Annotated in this window: 18 protein-coding genes and 1 riboswitch; of the genes, 6 read left to right on the top strand and 12 right to left on the bottom strand. The window is 38.2% G+C overall.

Annotation, left to right across the window (positions count from 1 at the left end):
* Nucleotides 1-193: 193 nt before the first annotated feature.
* The 7 genes from J7E63_RS14655 to J7E63_RS14625 form a co-directional block, all read right to left on the bottom strand.
* Complete coding sequence (locus tag J7E63_RS14655) at nucleotides 194-757, bottom strand: YitT family protein (protein WP_215013476.1); 564 nt, start codon at nucleotides 755-757, stop codon at nucleotides 194-196.
* Nucleotides 758-890: 133 nt separating this feature from the next.
* Nucleotides 891-1,217 (bottom strand): hypothetical protein, encoded by a 327-nt coding sequence (locus J7E63_RS14650; RefSeq protein WP_215013474.1) that lies wholly within the window; start codon nucleotides 1,215-1,217, stop codon nucleotides 891-893.
* Between the two features lie 71 nt (nucleotides 1,218-1,288).
* On the bottom strand, nucleotides 1,289-2,461 hold the full coding sequence (locus tag J7E63_RS14645; RefSeq protein ID WP_215013472.1) for an MFS transporter: 1,173 nt from the start codon (nucleotides 2,459-2,461) through the stop codon (nucleotides 1,289-1,291).
* Nucleotides 2,462-2,783: 322 nt separating this feature from the next.
* Nucleotides 2,784-4,421, bottom strand: coding sequence for a PhnE/PtxC family ABC transporter permease (locus J7E63_RS14640; RefSeq protein ID WP_215013470.1), 1,638 nt, complete (start codon nucleotides 4,419-4,421; stop codon nucleotides 2,784-2,786).
* Between the two features lies 1 nt (nucleotide 4,422).
* Nucleotides 4,423-5,175 carry a phosphonate ABC transporter ATP-binding protein gene (locus tag J7E63_RS14635; protein WP_215013468.1) on the bottom strand — a complete coding sequence of 251 codons (753 nt, stop codon included), beginning with the start codon at nucleotides 5,173-5,175 and terminating at the stop codon, nucleotides 4,423-4,425.
* A 14-nt stretch (nucleotides 5,176-5,189) separates the two neighbouring features.
* The gene (locus J7E63_RS14630) at nucleotides 5,190-6,089 is read right to left on the bottom strand and encodes a putative selenate ABC transporter substrate-binding protein (RefSeq protein ID WP_215013460.1); all 900 of its coding nucleotides are present in this window, start codon (nucleotides 6,087-6,089) and stop codon (nucleotides 5,190-5,192) included.
* 204 nt (nucleotides 6,090-6,293) lie between these two features.
* Nucleotides 6,294-7,847 (bottom strand): ABC-F family ATP-binding cassette domain-containing protein, encoded by a 1,554-nt coding sequence (locus J7E63_RS14625; RefSeq protein ID WP_215013458.1) that lies wholly within the window; start codon nucleotides 7,845-7,847, stop codon nucleotides 6,294-6,296.
* Nucleotides 7,848-8,009: 162 nt separating this feature from the next.
* Here J7E63_RS14625 and J7E63_RS14620 point away from each other — a divergent pair, with 162 nt between their 5' ends.
* Both J7E63_RS14620 and J7E63_RS14615 read left to right on the top strand, forming a co-directional pair.
* On the top strand, nucleotides 8,010-8,495 hold the full coding sequence (locus J7E63_RS14620; RefSeq protein ID WP_215013456.1) for a hypothetical protein: 486 nt from the start codon (nucleotides 8,010-8,012) through the stop codon (nucleotides 8,493-8,495).
* Between the two features lie 129 nt (nucleotides 8,496-8,624).
* The gene (locus J7E63_RS14615; protein WP_308161957.1) at nucleotides 8,625-8,879 is read left to right on the top strand and encodes a spore germination protein; all 255 of its coding nucleotides are present in this window, start codon (nucleotides 8,625-8,627) and stop codon (nucleotides 8,877-8,879) included.
* Between the two features lie 53 nt (nucleotides 8,880-8,932).
* On the opposite strand, the gene J7E63_RS14610 is transcribed toward J7E63_RS14615, so the two are convergent.
* On the bottom strand, nucleotides 8,933-10,216 hold the full coding sequence (locus tag J7E63_RS14610) for a nucleobase:cation symporter-2 family protein (RefSeq protein ID WP_215013454.1): 1,284 nt from the start codon (nucleotides 10,214-10,216) through the stop codon (nucleotides 8,933-8,935).
* Nucleotides 10,213-10,809: a xanthine phosphoribosyltransferase gene (locus J7E63_RS14605; RefSeq protein ID WP_215013452.1), complete on the bottom strand. Its 597-nt coding sequence runs from the start codon at nucleotides 10,807-10,809 to the stop codon at nucleotides 10,213-10,215. The genes J7E63_RS14610 and J7E63_RS14605 overlap by 4 nt, the downstream gene beginning before the upstream one ends.
* 131 nt (nucleotides 10,810-10,940) lie before the next feature.
* A riboswitch (purine riboswitch) is annotated at nucleotides 10,941-11,042 on the bottom strand.
* A 210-nt stretch (nucleotides 11,043-11,252) separates the two neighbouring features.
* Between J7E63_RS14605 and J7E63_RS14600 the strand changes: the two genes are divergently transcribed.
* The gene (locus J7E63_RS14600; RefSeq protein WP_215013450.1) at nucleotides 11,253-12,251 is read left to right on the top strand and encodes an NAD(P)H-dependent flavin oxidoreductase; all 999 of its coding nucleotides are present in this window, start codon (nucleotides 11,253-11,255) and stop codon (nucleotides 12,249-12,251) included.
* A gap of 139 nt (nucleotides 12,252-12,390) precedes the next feature.
* Here the strand turns inward: J7E63_RS14600 and J7E63_RS14595 are convergent, their stop codons facing one another.
* A complete protein-coding gene (locus tag J7E63_RS14595) occupies nucleotides 12,391-12,678 on the bottom strand; it encodes a hypothetical protein (RefSeq protein ID WP_215004249.1) in 288 nt (95 codons plus the stop codon).
* Nucleotides 12,679-13,017: 339 nt separating this feature from the next.
* On the opposite strand from J7E63_RS14595, the gene J7E63_RS14590 reads away from it, so the two are divergent.
* Together J7E63_RS14590 and J7E63_RS14585 are read left to right on the top strand one after the other, a co-directional pair.
* Nucleotides 13,018-14,208, top strand: coding sequence for a glycine C-acetyltransferase (locus J7E63_RS14590; RefSeq protein ID WP_215013448.1), 1,191 nt, complete (start codon nucleotides 13,018-13,020; stop codon nucleotides 14,206-14,208).
* Between the two features lie 82 nt (nucleotides 14,209-14,290).
* Nucleotides 14,291-15,235 (top strand): L-threonine 3-dehydrogenase, encoded by a 945-nt coding sequence (locus J7E63_RS14585; protein ID WP_215013446.1) that lies wholly within the window; start codon nucleotides 14,291-14,293, stop codon nucleotides 15,233-15,235.
* A 79-nt stretch (nucleotides 15,236-15,314) separates the two neighbouring features.
* On the opposite strand, the gene selD is transcribed toward J7E63_RS14585, so the two are convergent.
* The gene (gene selD / locus J7E63_RS14580; RefSeq protein ID WP_374193733.1) at nucleotides 15,315-16,370 is read right to left on the bottom strand and encodes a selenide, water dikinase SelD; all 1,056 of its coding nucleotides are present in this window, start codon (nucleotides 16,368-16,370) and stop codon (nucleotides 15,315-15,317) included.
* Nucleotides 16,371-16,508: 138 nt separating this feature from the next.
* On the opposite strand from selD, the gene J7E63_RS30515 reads away from it, so the two are divergent.
* On the top strand, nucleotides 16,509-16,748 hold the full coding sequence (locus tag J7E63_RS30515) for an Rdx family protein (protein WP_348982605.1): 240 nt from the start codon (nucleotides 16,509-16,511) through the stop codon (nucleotides 16,746-16,748).
* Nucleotides 16,749-16,929: 181 nt separating this feature from the next.
* Here J7E63_RS30515 and J7E63_RS14570 read toward each other — a convergent pair whose 3' ends face one another.
* The gene (locus J7E63_RS14570) at nucleotides 16,930-17,328 is read right to left on the bottom strand and encodes an Hsp20/alpha crystallin family protein (RefSeq protein ID WP_215013444.1); all 399 of its coding nucleotides are present in this window, start codon (nucleotides 17,326-17,328) and stop codon (nucleotides 16,930-16,932) included.
* Between the last annotated feature and the right edge of the window lie 75 nt (nucleotides 17,329-17,403).

The raw sequence follows: 17,403 nt of genomic DNA, 5'->3' as shown, positions 1-17,403 counted from the left end.
TTTACATAGGGTAAAATAAAAATAAAAAAGGGGACTTGTTATGGACCTATTTTCAAGAATTGCAGAAGATAAAATAAAAGAAGTGCGCTGAAATGAAAATGGGCTACCGCATGCTTAAGAATGCTGGGTACATTTCAGATCAAGTTGATTTAAGAAAAGAATTGATCACCTATGAAAAATGAACTTACTCTAATCAAAATGCATCACTTTTATAATTTTTTACCAGTAATGATGTAATGAATCCAAAAGAAAGAACTGTTAGTATTGAATAGAAGAAACTTTGTGATCCGAGCACTTTAAACCCTGATAATAAGACTAAACCATCGACAACCAAGATAATGATTCCGATATTAAAAGAAAAGGATTTTGCTAAGAAATGCGCTAACAATTCTGTACCTGCTGTGCTTGTCTGATAGCGAAGCATTAATCCAACACCCAGTCCGCCTAGTGTTCCACCGAATATTGCACTAATAATAATTGGAAGTGGAAAATATTTTTGTAAAGGAGCTAGTAAATCAATAAAAAACGAGGAAACCATTAGACCATGAAAGCTACTGTAAAAGTAGTCCCGTTCTCGGAACCATGCATATATACACAGAGGCAAACTAAATAATATTACACATAAGCCAGTTTGAAAATCAAAGTAATAATGGAGAATGAGTGATAAGCCGATGATCCCGCCATCTAGTAAATGATGAGGGATTAAAAACGCATTAACCCCAATACCTATTAATAGGCTCCCAATTAAAATAGCCATTAACTTTTGCAGGATACCTCACCTTGCCTTATTCCATTTGTTTGAGTACTTAACTTTTACTAAACCTACATCCAAGGATATGGGAAAAGCGATAAATCTTCTCAACAAGAAAGACCGCTGACATTAGCGGTCTTTATTGTTGAGCATCATCCCAATATTGCAGCGTATCTATTTTTCCAGTAGGCTCACTTTTTAGTACATTTCCATCTTTGTCTTTATAAACCTCATACTCCTGGTACGTTTCCACGATATATCCATCCACTTTTTCGATTTTCTCTAGTTTTTCCTCCAAAACGGGAACATCGCTTGAAGGCTCAACTTCTACAGGCTGTGCCATCACAGGTTGATCGGCTGAATAGGCATAGTCTTTATTAATAAATGAGTAGGGTGAATCAAGATAAGCTGCAAATCCTAAGGTTACCAACAGGAGACAAATACATATAACGTTTTTTAATTTCATAAACTGGGCTCCTTTTTACTTACATCCTCGTAACCCATTTTATGCATGTCCTAACAACATATGCCTATTGATTAGTTTTGAATATTGGTTGTTTTAACTGTAGCCAGCTGTGGGCGGAAAAGTAAAAATAGAATAAATGCTGCAATCGAAATAAGCGCGCCTGAAATATACGGTAGGCCAATTGCCATGGAAAACAGCCATCCTCCAAGTGGTGGACCAATAATCCGGCCAAGAGAGTCAAAGGAAGATAAAAGGCCAGTTGAACTTCCATAACCTGCCGTAGACGTCTTCGTAATTAGTGAAGAAACACTAGGACGAATTACACCATTTCCTAGTCCAAAAATAGTTAAATAAATAGCTGCAGTTGCAAAACTATTTACTAATAAAATCAAACCAAATCCAAGCGCTGAAACAATGATTCCACACTGAATTACAACCTTTTCACCGTATTTCTTGGTCAATCTACCGACCAGACCACCTTGGACGATCGCACTTGCAAACCCCATGATCATAAAAATGTATCCAAGTTGAGTGGCACCCAAATCTGCCTTTTTAGCGGCAAAGTAGGCAAACGTTGCTTCCAAACCAGAAAGTGATAAGGAAATTAATAATTGCACCAAATATAGTACGGTAACAGTACCACTAAATGCCTTCCCGAAAGAGGGTTTTTCTTTGCTAACCGATTCTTTTTTCTGTTTTGATTCTTTTAGCAAAATAAAAACAAGAATAAAGGTGATGAACGAAGATCCACAAGCAAGATAAAAGGGCATATTAAGGCTGAATTTCGAAAAGATCCCACCGATTGCCGGACCAAAAACAAAGCCTAAGCCCGTTGCTGCACCAACAATCCCCATTCCTTTGCCGCGATTTTCTTCCGTGGTGATATCTGCAACATATGCCATGGCTGTTGGCATATTGGCAGAGGAAAGAATGCCGCCAATAATTCTTGCTGCAAATAACATCCAAAGCTCTGTAGACAATGCTTGAATTAGAAAAGAGAGACCAAGTCCTGCAATTCCAATCATCATGACTGGTTTCCTCCCAATTCGGTCGGAAACTTGCCCCCACATCGGAGCGAAAATGAGCTGCATGAGCGAATAAACTGCCATTAATAATCCTAATTCGGTTGGATTCGCCCCAATTTCTTCAGCATAGAAAGGTAAAACTGGAATGATAATTCCAAATCCCACCATCACCAAAAACATAACTACAAATAAAATCGGTAAAGCGGACTTAGATTGCAAAGAATTTTCACTCCTAGATGACTATTTAAGTCGGTGATAGTACTAACTTTCTTCCTATTGATAGGATAATGGAAACGGTGGCAAGAAAACAAGTATCTTCATCAATTATTTCCTTTGATGGGAATAGTATGTAGATATGCTTGGTAATGTCGAGTTGGTAAGAATTTATCTAAACTAATAAGAAACCTAGATAATATTGGTTTATAAGATAGATAGCTAATTGATAGATTGATGCTAGCAATGGTTATCAAAGTCATAGCATAACTTTAATACCCTAGTGTATAAAAAAAGATCACCATTCCATTCAAGGAACGGTGATCTTTTATTTTACGGCCTTCCTCGTACTTTCTGATGCAAAGTCAGCAATGAAGACTAGAATCATATAACAAATAAGTAACAGGGTGATTTCAGTATATTGGAAATAACTCATCGCGAGCTTAAACTCCATACCAAGGCCGCCTGCACCGACAAAACCAACAACAATCGTTGTCCTCATAATGACTTCCCAACGATATAAAATATAGGTAAGAAATCTAGGTAAGACACTTGGCAAGATCCCGTAGAAAAAGATCTGGATTTTGGAGGCACCTGCGGATGCTAAATTACGGATTGGTCGAGGGTCCATATCCTCAATTACCTCAGCCCAAAGCTTACCGAGTATCCCAAAGTTATGGAGTGCAAGTGCGATTGCTCCTGGCAATAACCCTGGTTTAAAAATAAAAATAATCAACATCGCCCAAACCAACTCAGGAACGGCACGTGAAAAGATATAAGTGATCCGTACGAATCCATAAAGAAACCAATTATACCATCTCTTTGATGAAGTTAAACTTCCATTTGCTATATTTCTAGCTGCTGGAATAACAGTTAAAAAGGCAGCAACCGTCGCAAATCCGATGGCCATGATACTCATTTCCAGTGTTTCAAGAGTGAGCTTTAATGCGGCAGACCAGCTTTCACCGTTTAGGAAAGCAGGATGCTTATCATTTAAACCTATTAGGCTACCAAAAAACTTCTTCGCATATTCGATATTTTTATCCGACAGTAATTCAAATAACTTAGCATTCTCACCTATGGTAATAAATACCCAAGAACCGATGATTAATAGTATGGTGAATAGGGTGGACCGCCATCCAGTACTGAATCCGTTCCGACGTTTTCGTTCCGTCAATCCTTTTCTAACATAATTACTCCATATATCCACGAACAACACGAGAGCAATCAGGAAAAAAACATATGCCCATACTTGATCATATTTCAAATCAGCGAGCGATAATTGAATTTGATAGCCTAAGCCGCCGAGTCCGATAAAACTCATAATGGCCGAAGAACGAATTGCACATTCAAAACGATACATGGTATAGCTAATCATATCTGCCCAAATCAATGGGAGGTAGCCATAAATAAGGATTTGCAATCGAGAAGCACCGGTAGATTTTAATGCTGTGATAGGCTCTTCTGGTACATCATTTAACATATCAGCAAAAATACGGCCAAGAATTCCTCCATACGGAATAGCGAGGGCAAATATAGCTGCATAAGGGGAAAGGCCTACTGCCGCAACGAAAAGCCATGCCCATATTAACTCATGAATCGAACGAGTAAATCCTAAAACACCCCTAAAAAGCACTTTTGATGTTAAACGGGCAACCCTGCTTGAGGTTAATGTTCCAGATGCAAGAATCCCTACAATCAGTGCATAAACTACAGCAAGGGACATTCCGGCAACAGCATAAGCAAGAGTAATCCAGGCAGATTCGAGCCCTTTGATCAATACTTCTGCTGATAAATCAGGTTGAATTAGGCCTTCAAATATTTGCAGTATCGTCGGAATTCCGCCTGCATGGAAAAGGTCGTCATTCCATTGAATCGAAAATAAGCTCCATACGAAAACTGCCATCAATAGTAATGTAAGGATTAGGCGATTATACCTACCCAATACTGATTTTCGTCTCAACATCTTAACCTTGCTCCTTTAGTCGATAAAGGTTGGTTAACAGATCATCCGTCACTTTTTCAGTTGGCAAATCAAAAAGAATTTCCCCATTTTTAAGAGCGATGATTCTGGTGAAATATTTACGAGCATATTCGATGGAATGCAAACTGGCAATTAACGTTTGTTTTTCCTCAGAAACGATATTTATCAGCATAGCTAATACATCTTCGGCTCTTGCAGGATCTAGAGAAGCAACTGGTTCGTCAGCCAAAATTACTTCAGGTTTTTGGACCATTAATCTCGCCATCGCGACACGCTGCTGTTCGCCTCCAGATAAAGTGGAGGTAATTTCGTACATCCTATCAGTAAGACCCACTCTATCAAGTGCTTTTAAGGCGATTTCTTTTTCTTGTGGCACAAGTAACGACAAGAGGGATTTGAAAAGGCCCCAATCAGCTAATCGTCCAGCCAGGACATTATGGATAACCGCGATTGAGCCAATCAAATCAAATTGTTGACGAATCACACCAACCTTTTTTGCAAATTTATGCCCATTTTTATAGGATGATATTAGTTTGCTATCAATCAATAGCTCGCCACTTTGGATTGGCACAAGGCCGGCAATTGAATTTAATAACGTTGTTTTACCTGCACCGCTCGGTCCAATTAACGCTACCAATTCCCCTTGCTTAATAGAAAAAGAAAGGGAAGATAGGGCTATCTTCCGCATAAAGTGTTTCGATATATTTTTAGCTTCAATCATTGTTTTTAAAGACATGTCTACGACACCTACTACTTAATAATCTGTAATTCTTTCGCTACTTGTTCAATCTTTTTATAGTTAGCATTATTCGTTTCAACGAAGCTATCTGTTTGGAATAAGTCCGCAATTTCCTTTTGCTCGCTAGTAATCGATAAAAGGGCGTCTTTTACTTTTTGCTTAGTACCTTTACCAAAAACATTTTCCACATTGCTATTGATTGTCCAGTTGTAATCATAGTAAGCAGGAGTTGTATAAAATACTTTTACTTTATTTGTATCTACTTTTCCTTCTTTTACAGCTGCTTCCCAAACCGCTTCATTTAGTGCACCTGCTTTAAAGGCACCAGATTCAATTAATTTGTAGGTTGTATCATGGGAACCGGAGAAATTAGGTTTGCCGTCAAAGTCTGTATTGGCATCAATTCCAGCCTCTGATAAATAGTAACGTGGCATTAAATGACCAGATGTTGAACTTTCACTGCCAAAAGTAAATGACTTTCCTTTTAAATCTTCAAGCTTTGTGATATTTTCTGATGATTGGGTGATAAATACAGAATGGAACTCAGCATCACGTGGACGTTGCACAATTGACTCTGCTTCAGGGACAAGGTTTCTAGCCTGTACACTTGTTAAGCCGCCAAACCAGGCCATATAAATTTCACCGCGTTGAAATGCAGTAACTAGTGCAGCATAATCAACAGACGGTACAAATTCAACTTTCATTCCAGTCTTTTCGCTAAGATATTTAGCAACAGCAGTCATACCTTTATCTAAATCGGCGGCATTTTGGTCAGGAATTGCCCCAATTTTAAACACTTCATTTGTTGTCGTTTCTTTCTTACCTTCATTTGTTTTTTTATCACTTTGGCCACATGCAGCTAACGAAAATACAAGTATAGCAAGCATAATGACAGAAATCCATTTTTTCATTAATAATTACACCTCGATAGTATATTTTAAAAAAAGATAGAATTGCTTAACCTTATTTATTGTAAGTGAATTATATGCAAAAATAAATTCATATTATCTGTTTGATCAATGAAAATCCATCGATTATTTAGATTTAAAAAATTATGTTATGAAAATATAGAAAAACCCCTGCCACTAGAGCAGGGGAATTAAAACAATATTTCTTTACACTGTTTGTTGTGACCATTCTTCCACATTCCATACTTTTGTTACCCAATCTTCATAAAAGTCTGGTTCGTGGCAGACAAGAACGACAGTTCCTTTGTATTCTTTTAAAGCACGTTTTAGTTCTGCCTTTGCATCAATATCAAGGTGATTGGTCGGCTCGTCGAATAGGATCCAGTTACTTTCATTCATCATCAACTTACAAAGCCGGACCTTGGCTTGTTCTCCACCGCTTAGCTGATTCATCGGTCGAGAGATGTGATCATTTTTCAAACCACAGCGGGCAAGAGCTGCACGCACTTGATTTTGATCCATAGATGGGAAGGCATTCCAAACCTCGTCAATCGGCGTTATGCCGCCTGCTTTTACTTCTTGTTCAAAATAAGAAGGGAAGAGGAAGTCGCCACGTTCAACCTTGCCATTGATCGGATCGATTTTACCAAGCATCGTTTTTAGAAGAGTGGATTTACCAACCCCATTACAACCGATGATAGCGACTTTTTCGCCACGTTCTATGGTCATACTCATTTTCGGTAATAGTGGTTCTGAATAGCCGATTTCTAAATCCTTAGCCTCAAAAACATAACGGCTGCTGCTGCGAGATTCTTTAAATCCGAAGGTAGGCTTTAGCGCTGTTTCTGGACGGTCAATCCGTTCAATCCGGTCCAACTGCTTTTGACGGCTTTTTGCCCGGCCAGTTGTCGAATAACGAGCTTTATTTTTAGCGATAAAATCCTCTTGTTTTTTAATGAATTCCATTTGTTTTTCATAAGCATTAATATGTTGATTCTTATTGATTTCTGCTAACTCTAGGAATTTCTCATAGCTTGCTGTGTAGCGAGTCAGCTTAGAAAATTCTAATTGAAAAATGACATTAGATACTGGATTCATGAATTCAGTATCATGTGAGATTAGGATAAACGCATATGGGTATTCTTTAAGGTAAGAAGTTAACCAGCGAATATGTTCAACATCCAGGTAGTTGGTCGGCTCATCGAGTAGAAGAACTTTTGGTTGTTCCAAAAGAAGCTTAGCAAGAAGAACTTTTGTTCGCTGTCCGCCGCTAAGTGCTGCGACGTCACGGTCTAAACCAATGGCATCAAGTCCCAAACCGCGTGCTGCTTCCTCAATTTTTATATCTAATGAATAGAAACCGCCAGCGTCAAGGACATCTTGGATTTCACCCATTTTTTCTAAAAGAACCTCTAGCTCTTCAGGTGAAGCATCTGCCATTTGAGCGATTACTTCATTTAGTTCCTTTTCTTTTTCGAAAAGAGGGAGGAAAGCATCGCGAAGAACGTCACGCATCGTTCTTCCTTTTGTCAGCACCGTATGCTGATCCAAATAACCGTAATGAACACCTGGTGTCCATTCTACACGACCGCTATCGTGAATCAATTGACCCGTAATAATATTCATTAATGTTGATTTACCGACGCCATTGGCGCCGACAAGTCCCACGTGGTCTTCAGCTAATAATCGAAAGGAAACGTCTTTAAATAAAGTACGGTCTCCGAATGTATGACTTAAATTATCTACATTTAGTAAGCTCATTTTTTGTAATCCTCGCTTCGTCAAGAATTAATACATTAGTACATCATACTAGATTTTTAAGGATTCGACTAGATTTTTGATGAGAAAAACACTGTGATATTATTGGAAATAGTATAGGATGCCTAACTTTTTGGGTATTTTAAGTATAAAAAGGAAAAAGATATGATTGGATTATTAATTGCCATTATTACATTTAATTATTTTGCTTTCAAAAAGAATAAAATACTAAGTGCTAACCAAATTGTCCATATTTGGTCATTTACAGTTTCATTTCAGGTCCTCTTCGATGTGTTTATTGAATTCAAATACCACGGTTACTGGTATTTTGACAGGGAAATCGATTGGGCAGGATTAATTCCACATATCTTCCTAGTACCAGCTGTAAATATGATTTTTTTAAATTGGTTTCCACATAAATCAAAGGTCATTAAGCAAATTTTTTTTATTATCATTTTTGTCATTGCCATTTTGATTTACGAAGCCATCACCTTGCTGCCTCCTCCGTGGGGTTTCTTTCATTATGGATGGTGGAAGCTTTGGCATGCAGCCATACTTGATCCGTTTTTGCTTCTTATCTTATTAGGATATTATAAGTGGATTTGCAAGTTAGAAAAGGATGCCTGTAAATCTTCAAAAATAAAGGAATAATAATAATAATAATAATTAAACATCTACCGTGACTCTTTTTAGCGTTAAAATGTATTTTACAATTAATAATGAAAATGCTTAAACATCCTCATGACCTTGTCCATATAATAGTAAAAAAGAGTGGAAGGCGTGGATAGGTTGGCGGCCAATCAAGATGGAATAACTATAGGAACCATTTCTGGCGGGATTGTAAACTTTGGTGGAGCTGTTTGTATTGCTCCCATAACGATAACAACGGAAAACTCAGGTTCTGGAAGTGATAATACAGGCACAGAAGTAACTTCGAGTGCTGAATTTAGTTCTAGAACACAAAGAAACTTAACAAATATCTTCGAATTGATTAAGGCGATGAATAATAATAAAAAAAGACGATACCGAGAATAAGTATCGTCTTTTGATTTTATTGTATCAATAATATTAAGAGGCCATTTGCTTATTTACTGCCTTATTTTTTTAGTTGGCTTTGAAACATTGAAAACAATGTTTAGAAAAATAGCAGTTAAACTTCCTGTTACAATTCCACTGCTGGTAAGGATTTTAACGCCTTCTGGCAGGTGGGAAAACATATCTGGTACGGCAGTGACACCCATCCCCATACCAACAGAACAAGCAATGATCAGAAGATTTTCTTGTGATGCAAAATCTACATTTCCTAGCATTTTTATTCCGTAAGCAATGACCATTCCGAACATTGCCACCATTGCGCCACCAAGGACAGGTGTTGGAATAACGGTAGTGAATGCCCCGATTTTAGGAATAAACCCTAAAAATACTAGCATCCCGCCCATAGTATAAATGACGTTTTTGCTTTTAACACCTGAAAGCTGAACAAGTCCCACGTTTTGAGAGTAGGTTGTGTATGGAAAAGCATTAAATAAAGCACCGATTATACTCGCGAGACCTTCAGCACGATATCCTCTTGATAAATCCTTTTCATTTAATTTTTTTCCTGTGATATCACTTAGAGCGAAATATACACCTGTTGATTCTACCATGCTAACAATTGCTACGAGAGTCATAGTAAGAATCGGGGTCCATTCAAAAGTAGGTGTACCAAAATAAAATGGCTTCACCATATGGAACCATGATGCATCAGCTACCGCTGAGAAATTGACTTTCCCCATAATAGAAGCAACCAGAGTACCACCAATTAATCCAAGTAGAATGGAGATCGAGCGAATAAAACCTTTCGTAAATCGATAAAGCAAGATGATAAAAAGCAACGTTCCGAAAGCTAAACTGATATTTGATAGGCTTCCAAAATCAGGGCTGCCTTGACCACCTGCGATGTTATTCATTGCCACCGGGATAAGTGTAATCCCAATAATGGTTACAACTGAGCCAGTCACAACAGGTGGGAAGAACTTAATTAATTTTCCAAAGAATTGAGAAATAATAATGACGATAAGTCCTGAGATAAGAATTGATCCATAAATAGCGGAAATACCATACTGTCCTCCAATGGCAATCATTGGTCCAACTGCAGTAAACGTACAGCCAAGTACAATCGGTAAACCAATTCCGAAAAAGCGATTCTGCCAAACTTGTAAAATTGTCGCAATTCCACACATTAAGATATCGATCGATACCAAGTAGGTTAATTGTTCTCCGGTAAATTTAAGTGCTCCTCCGACGATAAGTGGGACGATTACCGCTCCGGCGTACATGGCTAATACATGTTGAATTCCTAACGAGGCTATTTTAAAAGGATGTTGTTTCATTTGATTAATTCCTCAACGTTCTCATTTATAAATGACACTTTTCCGTTTGAAAGCGAGGCAATCCGTGCTAAGGATTCAACCCTTAAACCAAGGTCCTTTAATTTTTGTGCGCCATGTTGAAAGGACTTCTCAATGACAATGCCAATTCCAACAACTGTTGCACGGCTTTTTTGAACAATATCTACTAAACCAAGTGCAGCTTCCCCATTTGCAAGGAAGTCATCAATGATTAGGACTCTATCATTTTCATTTACATATTTCTTTGAAATGGAAATTTCGTTTGTTTCATTTTTAGTAAATGAATAGACTGAAGCTGTTAATAAATCATCGACAAGCGTCAAAGATTTTCTTTTTCTTGCGAAGATTACAGGAACATTCATATATAAACCAGCCATAACTGCAGGGGCAATTCCTGAAGATTCAATGGTTACGATCTTTGTAATACCATCACCTGCAAAAATCCTTGCAAACTCTTTTCCTATTTCAAGCATTAATTGCGGGTCTATTTGGTGGTTCAAAAATGAATCAACCTTTAAAACATTTTCCGAAAGAACCTTTCCGTCGGTGTTGATTTTCTCCTCTAGTAATCTCATGTTAGATTCTCCTTATAAAATAATAAAAAGCCCAAAGGTCATAACCTCACATCAAAAAATTGAGTGAGATAATGATCTTTGGGCTACGTGTCCGAAAGAATATGGAATTAGTGTACTCAATTAGAAGAGCGACTTTCCCATTACTCACTCATAGTCGGATTATTAATGGCAATCCGGTAGAAACTTGCGGGCCATATCCCCGCGATTATATGAGTGAAACCATATGAATTTATTCACATTATAAAGCACAGGAGAAAAGTAAATCAATCATTTTTCGCAAAAAACGAACATTTTATCAATTTAATTAATAATCGTTCGTGGATGATAAGCGTTTCAATAGGCAGAAATAAAAGGTTCATGCAAAGATTGAATAACCATTCATTTTCAGGTACTATGAAAGTGTATCGTTTATTCTGAAAATTCTAAAATAAAGGGTGAGCAAAATGAAGAAATCAATTCCTGAATCATGGTGGAACCAATTAAAATTACCAGTCATTTCGGCCCCGATGTTTTTGGTGTCAGGCACCGAACTCGTGAAAAATTGTTGTTTGAATGGCGTGATTGGTTCTTTCCCTGCTCCAAATGCAAGACCAATTGAGGTTCTTGATCAGTGGATGGGGCAATTAAATGAAGAGTTAGATGAGGCTCGTGCGCTCGATCCTAGCCGAAAAATTGCTCCTTGGGCGATGAATATGGTCGTACATAGCTCTTACAGCCGCCTGCAGGAAGAACTTGCATTGATTAAAAAGCATCAGCCGCAATTGGTAATTACCTCATTAGGAAGTCCGAAACAAGTCGTCGATATTGTGCATGAATATGGCGGGCTCGTATTCTCTGATGTGAGTGATTTGAAGTTTGCTCAAAAAGCAGCTGAATCTGGTGTCGATGGACTTATTTTGGTGGCAAGCGGGGCGGGTGGTCACGCGGGTCAAATCAACAGCTTTGCCTTTGTGGATATGGTCCGTAATTTCTGGGATGGTATCATTGTCCTTGCTGGTTCCATTTCAACAGGAAAGGGAATCTTAGCTGCACAGGCAGCAGGCGCTGACATCGCCTATATGGGAACCCGCTTTATTGTTGCGACAGAAAGTATGGCCAATGATGAATATAGGGAAATGCTGGTTGAAGCCACACAAGAGGATATCATTTTAACGGATGCTTTCTCCGGCATCATGTGCAATATGCTGGTACCTAGTATCAAAAAGGCAGGTTTGGACCCAGAAAAACTTGTTAAAAAAGACAAGGTAAACTTTGATAATATGCAAAGGGAGACGAATGCGAAAGCATGGAAGGATATTTGGTCAGCAGGACATGGCGTCGGGGCAATAAATAAAATAGAATCGGCTTCTGAAATAATTAGTAGTTTAGAAAAAGAATACAAAGAGGCATTACAAAATATCAATCGAAATGTAGGAAAATTGAGTTCGGTGTCCGTAAAATAAGAAAAGCATTCGATTGCGAAAAAGGACTCTCACAGTGAAGCAAACAAATGTCCTTGAAGAGGAAAATTAAATAGATGAAAAAAACCGGGCATTGCCCGGTTTTTCTTTTGGAGTAAAAGAACTTATCCCCGAATTTTGCTTACTTTTTGTTTTTCTCCTTTGATACCATATTGACTACTTTATAACCTGGTTTCATCTTAATCTTCTTAATACCACTATTCATTGTGACTTGGTACATGGTAAATTTTCGAGGCTGATGTTCCAGTCTATCTATTTTTTTAATGGTTTCTTTTTGAAAATATTTATGTATTTTCTTCGTTTGCTTTTCTGGTTTTTCACCGTAAAGAAAATCGTAGGCAATAATAAACAGAAAAATAAATACTGCCCCAATAACTAGTGTGTATAAGGTTGAATACAAAAATGACAAGGTTGACATCCTTTCTATGTAGCATAGCGTTGGAGATTGACTCAGTACGATTAAAAAACCATTATAACTTAAAACCATGCCCTTATAAAATAATTCATTGAATAGCAGTTTGGTTATCAAGAAATAACATTATTTTTGATGGGTACACTAAAAGAATATAAAAATATTTTTGTTTATTTGTCCGTTAGATATGCACAACCATAAAAATTTATGATAAAGTATAGTACAGGAATCCTTTAATACCAGTGTTTAACAAAGGTATGGATGTCCGCCTGAAACGGACGATTGTTTTTCCGTAAACAACAAAGCACGTTCAAATGAATAAAGGGGGAATTGAATATGTCCAGTACTATTTTGGAGCAATTTTTAAATGAAAATCTTGATAATTTAAAGGGAAAAGGTTTGTACAATGTCATCGATCCGCTCGAAAGCCCAAATGGACCAGTTATAACTATTAATGGGAGAGAACTAGTCAATCTATCTTCCAACAACTATTTAGGCTTAGCCACGGATGAACGTTTGAAAAATGCCGCTACTGAGGCGATTGAACAATACGGAGTTGGGGCAGGGGCCGTTCGAACCATCAACGGAACGCTTAAACTCCATGTTGAACTGGAAGAAAAATTAGCTGAATTCAAACATACAGAAGCAGCGATTGCTTACCAATCTGGATTTAATTGTAACATGGCGGCTATTTCCGCAGTAATGGATAAAAATGATGCGATTCTTTCGGATGAATTAAACCATGCGTCGATAATCGACGGATGCCGGCTTTCCAAAGCAAAAATTATCCGTGTGAACCACTCCGATATGGAAGATTTACGTGCAAAAGCAAAAGCAGCAAAAGAGTCAGGCCTTTACAATAAAATTATGGTGATTACAGACGGCGTGTTCTCGATGGACGGAGATATTGCTTTACTACCTGAAATTGTCAAGATTGCAGAGGAATTTGATCTGATTACATATGTAGACGATGCTCATGGATCAGGTGTGCTTGGTGATGGGGCAGGGACCGTTAAGCATTTTGGTCTTTCAGATAAAATTGATTTTCAAATCGGTACATTATCTAAAGCAATTGGCGTGGTTGGCGGTTATGTCGCGGGTAAGAAAAATCTCATTGACTGGTTAAAAGTTCGCAGCCGTCCATTCCTATTTTCGACCTCATTAACTCCTGCCGATGTGGCAGCAAGTAAGAAGTCAATTGAAATCTTAATGGAGAGCACGGAACTAAACAAAAAGCTCTGGGAAAATGGAAATTATCTAAAAAAAGGCTTGGAAGGGTTAGGTTTTAATATCGGCAACAGCGAAACTCCGATCACCCCTTGTATTATCGGGGACGAAGCACTTACTCAACAATTCAGTAAACGTTTGAATGATGAAGGGGTTTATGCCAAGGCGATTGTGTTCCCAACCGTTCCACAAGGGACTGGACGAGTGCGTAACATGCCAACAGCTGCACATACAAAAGAAATGCTCGATCAAGCGATTGCTATTTATGAAAAAGTCGGCAAGGAAATGGGCGTTATTTAGGTATCACCCTAACTAATTGAGTAACGTAAAAATAAAGTAAATCACTATTTTTAGTAAGAGTGAAGAGGACGGAGAAACGACGATGAAGCGTATTTTAATCACAGGTGCTTTAGGGCAGATTGGATCAGAATTAACTTTAAAGCTTAGAGACATCTATGGTGCGGATAATGTCATTGCAACAGATATTAAAAAGAATGACAGCGAAGCCGCTCAAAGTGGTCCTTTTGAGACCGTCGATGTAACGAATTTAAACCAAATGGTGGAAGTAGCTAAAAAATACAACGTTGATACTGTTATGCATTTAGCCGCTCTTTTATCAGCTACAGCAGAAGCCAAGCCTGTGTTTGCCTGGAATTTAAATATGGGCGGGCTAATGAATGGATTGGAAACTGCAAGAGAGTTAAAGGCGCAATTTTTCACACCAAGTTCGATTGGTGCTTTTGGTCCATCCACACCTAAGGACAGCACCCCACAAGATACGATAATGCGTCCAACGACGATGTACGGTGTCAATAAAGTGGCAGGGGAATTATTGTCTGATTACTATTTCCAAAAGTTTGGTGTCGATACCCGCGGCTTGCGTTTTCCAGGGTTAATTTCCTATGTTGCACTTCCTGGCGGAGGGACCACCGATTATGCCGTTGAAATCTATTATGAAGCGGTCAAGAATGGCCAATATACATCATACATTGATAAAGGTACCTATATGGACATGATGTATATGCCCGATGCCCTAAATGCAATTGTTGACTTAATGGAGGCAGATTCATCAAAATTAATCCACCGTAATGCTTTCAACGTGACAGCGATGAGCTTTGATCCTGAAGAAATTGCGGCCTCTATCGCTAAGTATGTACCTGGATTTGAAATTTCATATAATGTTGATCCGGATCGTCAAAAAATTGCGGAAAGTTGGCCAAATTCAATTGATGCTAGTGCAGCAAAAGAGGAATGGGGCTTTAAATACGCGTTTGATTTGGATAAAATGACCAAGGATATGGTGGAGAAGCTACGTCAGAAAATATAATTATAAGAATCCTGGACCAAAATGGTTCAGGACTTTTTTTTTGCATAAAAGAAACAGCGAAGCAACTAAGGCTTCGCTGTTATCTTGTTACATAGATATATTTGTCTTTTTTCTCGGTAACTCTACCAATAATCGCAGCATATGCTAGTCCATTAGAATGTAGCTTGTCGACATATTGAGCCGCTTCCTGTTCACTAAGTGAAACAAACAGACCCCCAGATGTAATCGCATCACATAGGACCAGCTGCTCCTCCGGAAGAATATCCTCATAAACAACATCATCAGCTATCCATTTATGATTCGACTTAGAACCACCAGGCACCACACCATTTTTCGCTAATTCAAGAGCACCTTCTAAAACAGGGACTTGTGAGAGTGAGAATTCAAAACTGACATTACTACCACGTGCCATTTCACTGCCATGTCCAAGTAATCCGAATCCAGTTACATCAGTTACAGCGTGAGGATGAAATTCTGTTAAAACTTCAGCTGCCACCTTATTTAGCGTAGCCATTGTCTCTGTCACAATCTGTTCCTGCAGAGGAGTTACGACACTTCTCTTTATACCGGTTGTGATAATACCCACACCAATCGGCTTAGTTAACACGAGAACATCACCAGGCTTGGCGCCGACATTTTTCCAAACTTTATCGGGATGGACTATACCTGTAACGGAAAGTCCAAATTTAGGTTCCTGATCATCAATTGAATGGCCGCCAACGGTAATCGCACCGGCTTCTTTTACTTTATCTGCCGCACCTCGAAGAATATCAGCTAGCATTTCGGCACCCAACTTTTTAATCGGAAAGCCGACAATATTCATAACTGTTTTAGGTTCACCCCCCATGGCATAAACATCGCTTAATGCATTTGCAGCCGTGATCTGGCCAAACATATATGGATCGTCGACGATTGGGGTAAAGTAGTCAACTGTCTGTATCAAAGCGATGGAGTCGGTTATTTGGTAAACTCCAGCATCATCAGAAGTATCAAGTCCCACTAATAATTCAGGAACAGGTTCTTGTTTCGGTAATTGACGCAACACTTGCGCCAGGTCCTCAGGACCAATTTTACAGCCTCAACCCGCTTTTGTTGATAAAGAAGTTAGGCGAATTTTATCTTGTTCACTCAACATGTCCACCTCCATTTATATAGTATAACTCTTTCAAAAAAAAACCGCACGAATAGACAAAAAAATTGCTGAAGGAAAAGGAATAGGTTAAAATATTAACACTATCCTGATGTAGGAAACACTTTTTTGGAGGGTATTTTTATGAAGAACTATCATGTTATTGTTGAATTTTGCATGCAATGAAATTACGCACCAAAAGCCGCGAGTTTCGCGGAAGAGCTATTTAATCATTTTTTTAGAGATATTCAAAAGTTAGAACTGATTCCAAGCTCAGGCGGCGCTTTCGAAGTGACCGTGAATGGAGAGAAGATCTATTCGAAGCTCGAAACAGGTGTTTTCCCTGATACCGATGAAATGATAGAGATCATTTCTAAAAAATAGGCTATGTTTAAAGGTCATGGTTGATTTTTATAGCCTACGTTGATTGGAGCGGAAATCAACAGACCAGTTTAACAGAGCCAAAAAAAACACCCCTCAAATCCGATTGGAAATGAGGGGTGTTTTTCTACAGATAAAATTATTATGTTAACTGAAGCATAAAAAAATAATGCCACAAGTTTTCTTAAGGCAGGGTAATGAATCTATTTTTTCCTACTCCACTATCTATTTTTGAAATAAATACCTCTAGAATTCCATTTGTAAATGTAGCAAATACGTTTTGATTAATGACTAGAAACGGAAAATTAATGGAACGGACTCTTTTTTGTTTATTCATGTAAGGGGGGTATTTGGATGCAGAAATCATTAATTTATTTCCTTCTATATAAACCTTTATTTCCGAAGCCTCGAATTCACTTAAAATAGCCTCAACAATCCATTCCTTTTCTGTTTCATAAAGATCGATTGGAAATTGTGTTTCATCATAATAAGAAGTAAGTGGATCTAGAAAATAGTTTTCCAGCCATTTCTCCACTAAGTCAAAATCAAAGGTTTGATTTTTAAGTTGTTTCTTTTTTGACATATCTAATCCCCCTTGCTCGTTTCATTTTATTCAATGTGACTTAAAACGTGAAACTGATGTGATATAATTGGGAAA

The organism is Bacillus sp. ISL-75, from assembly GCF_018613095.1.
This window is presented reverse-complemented; position numbering and strand designations above follow the sequence as displayed.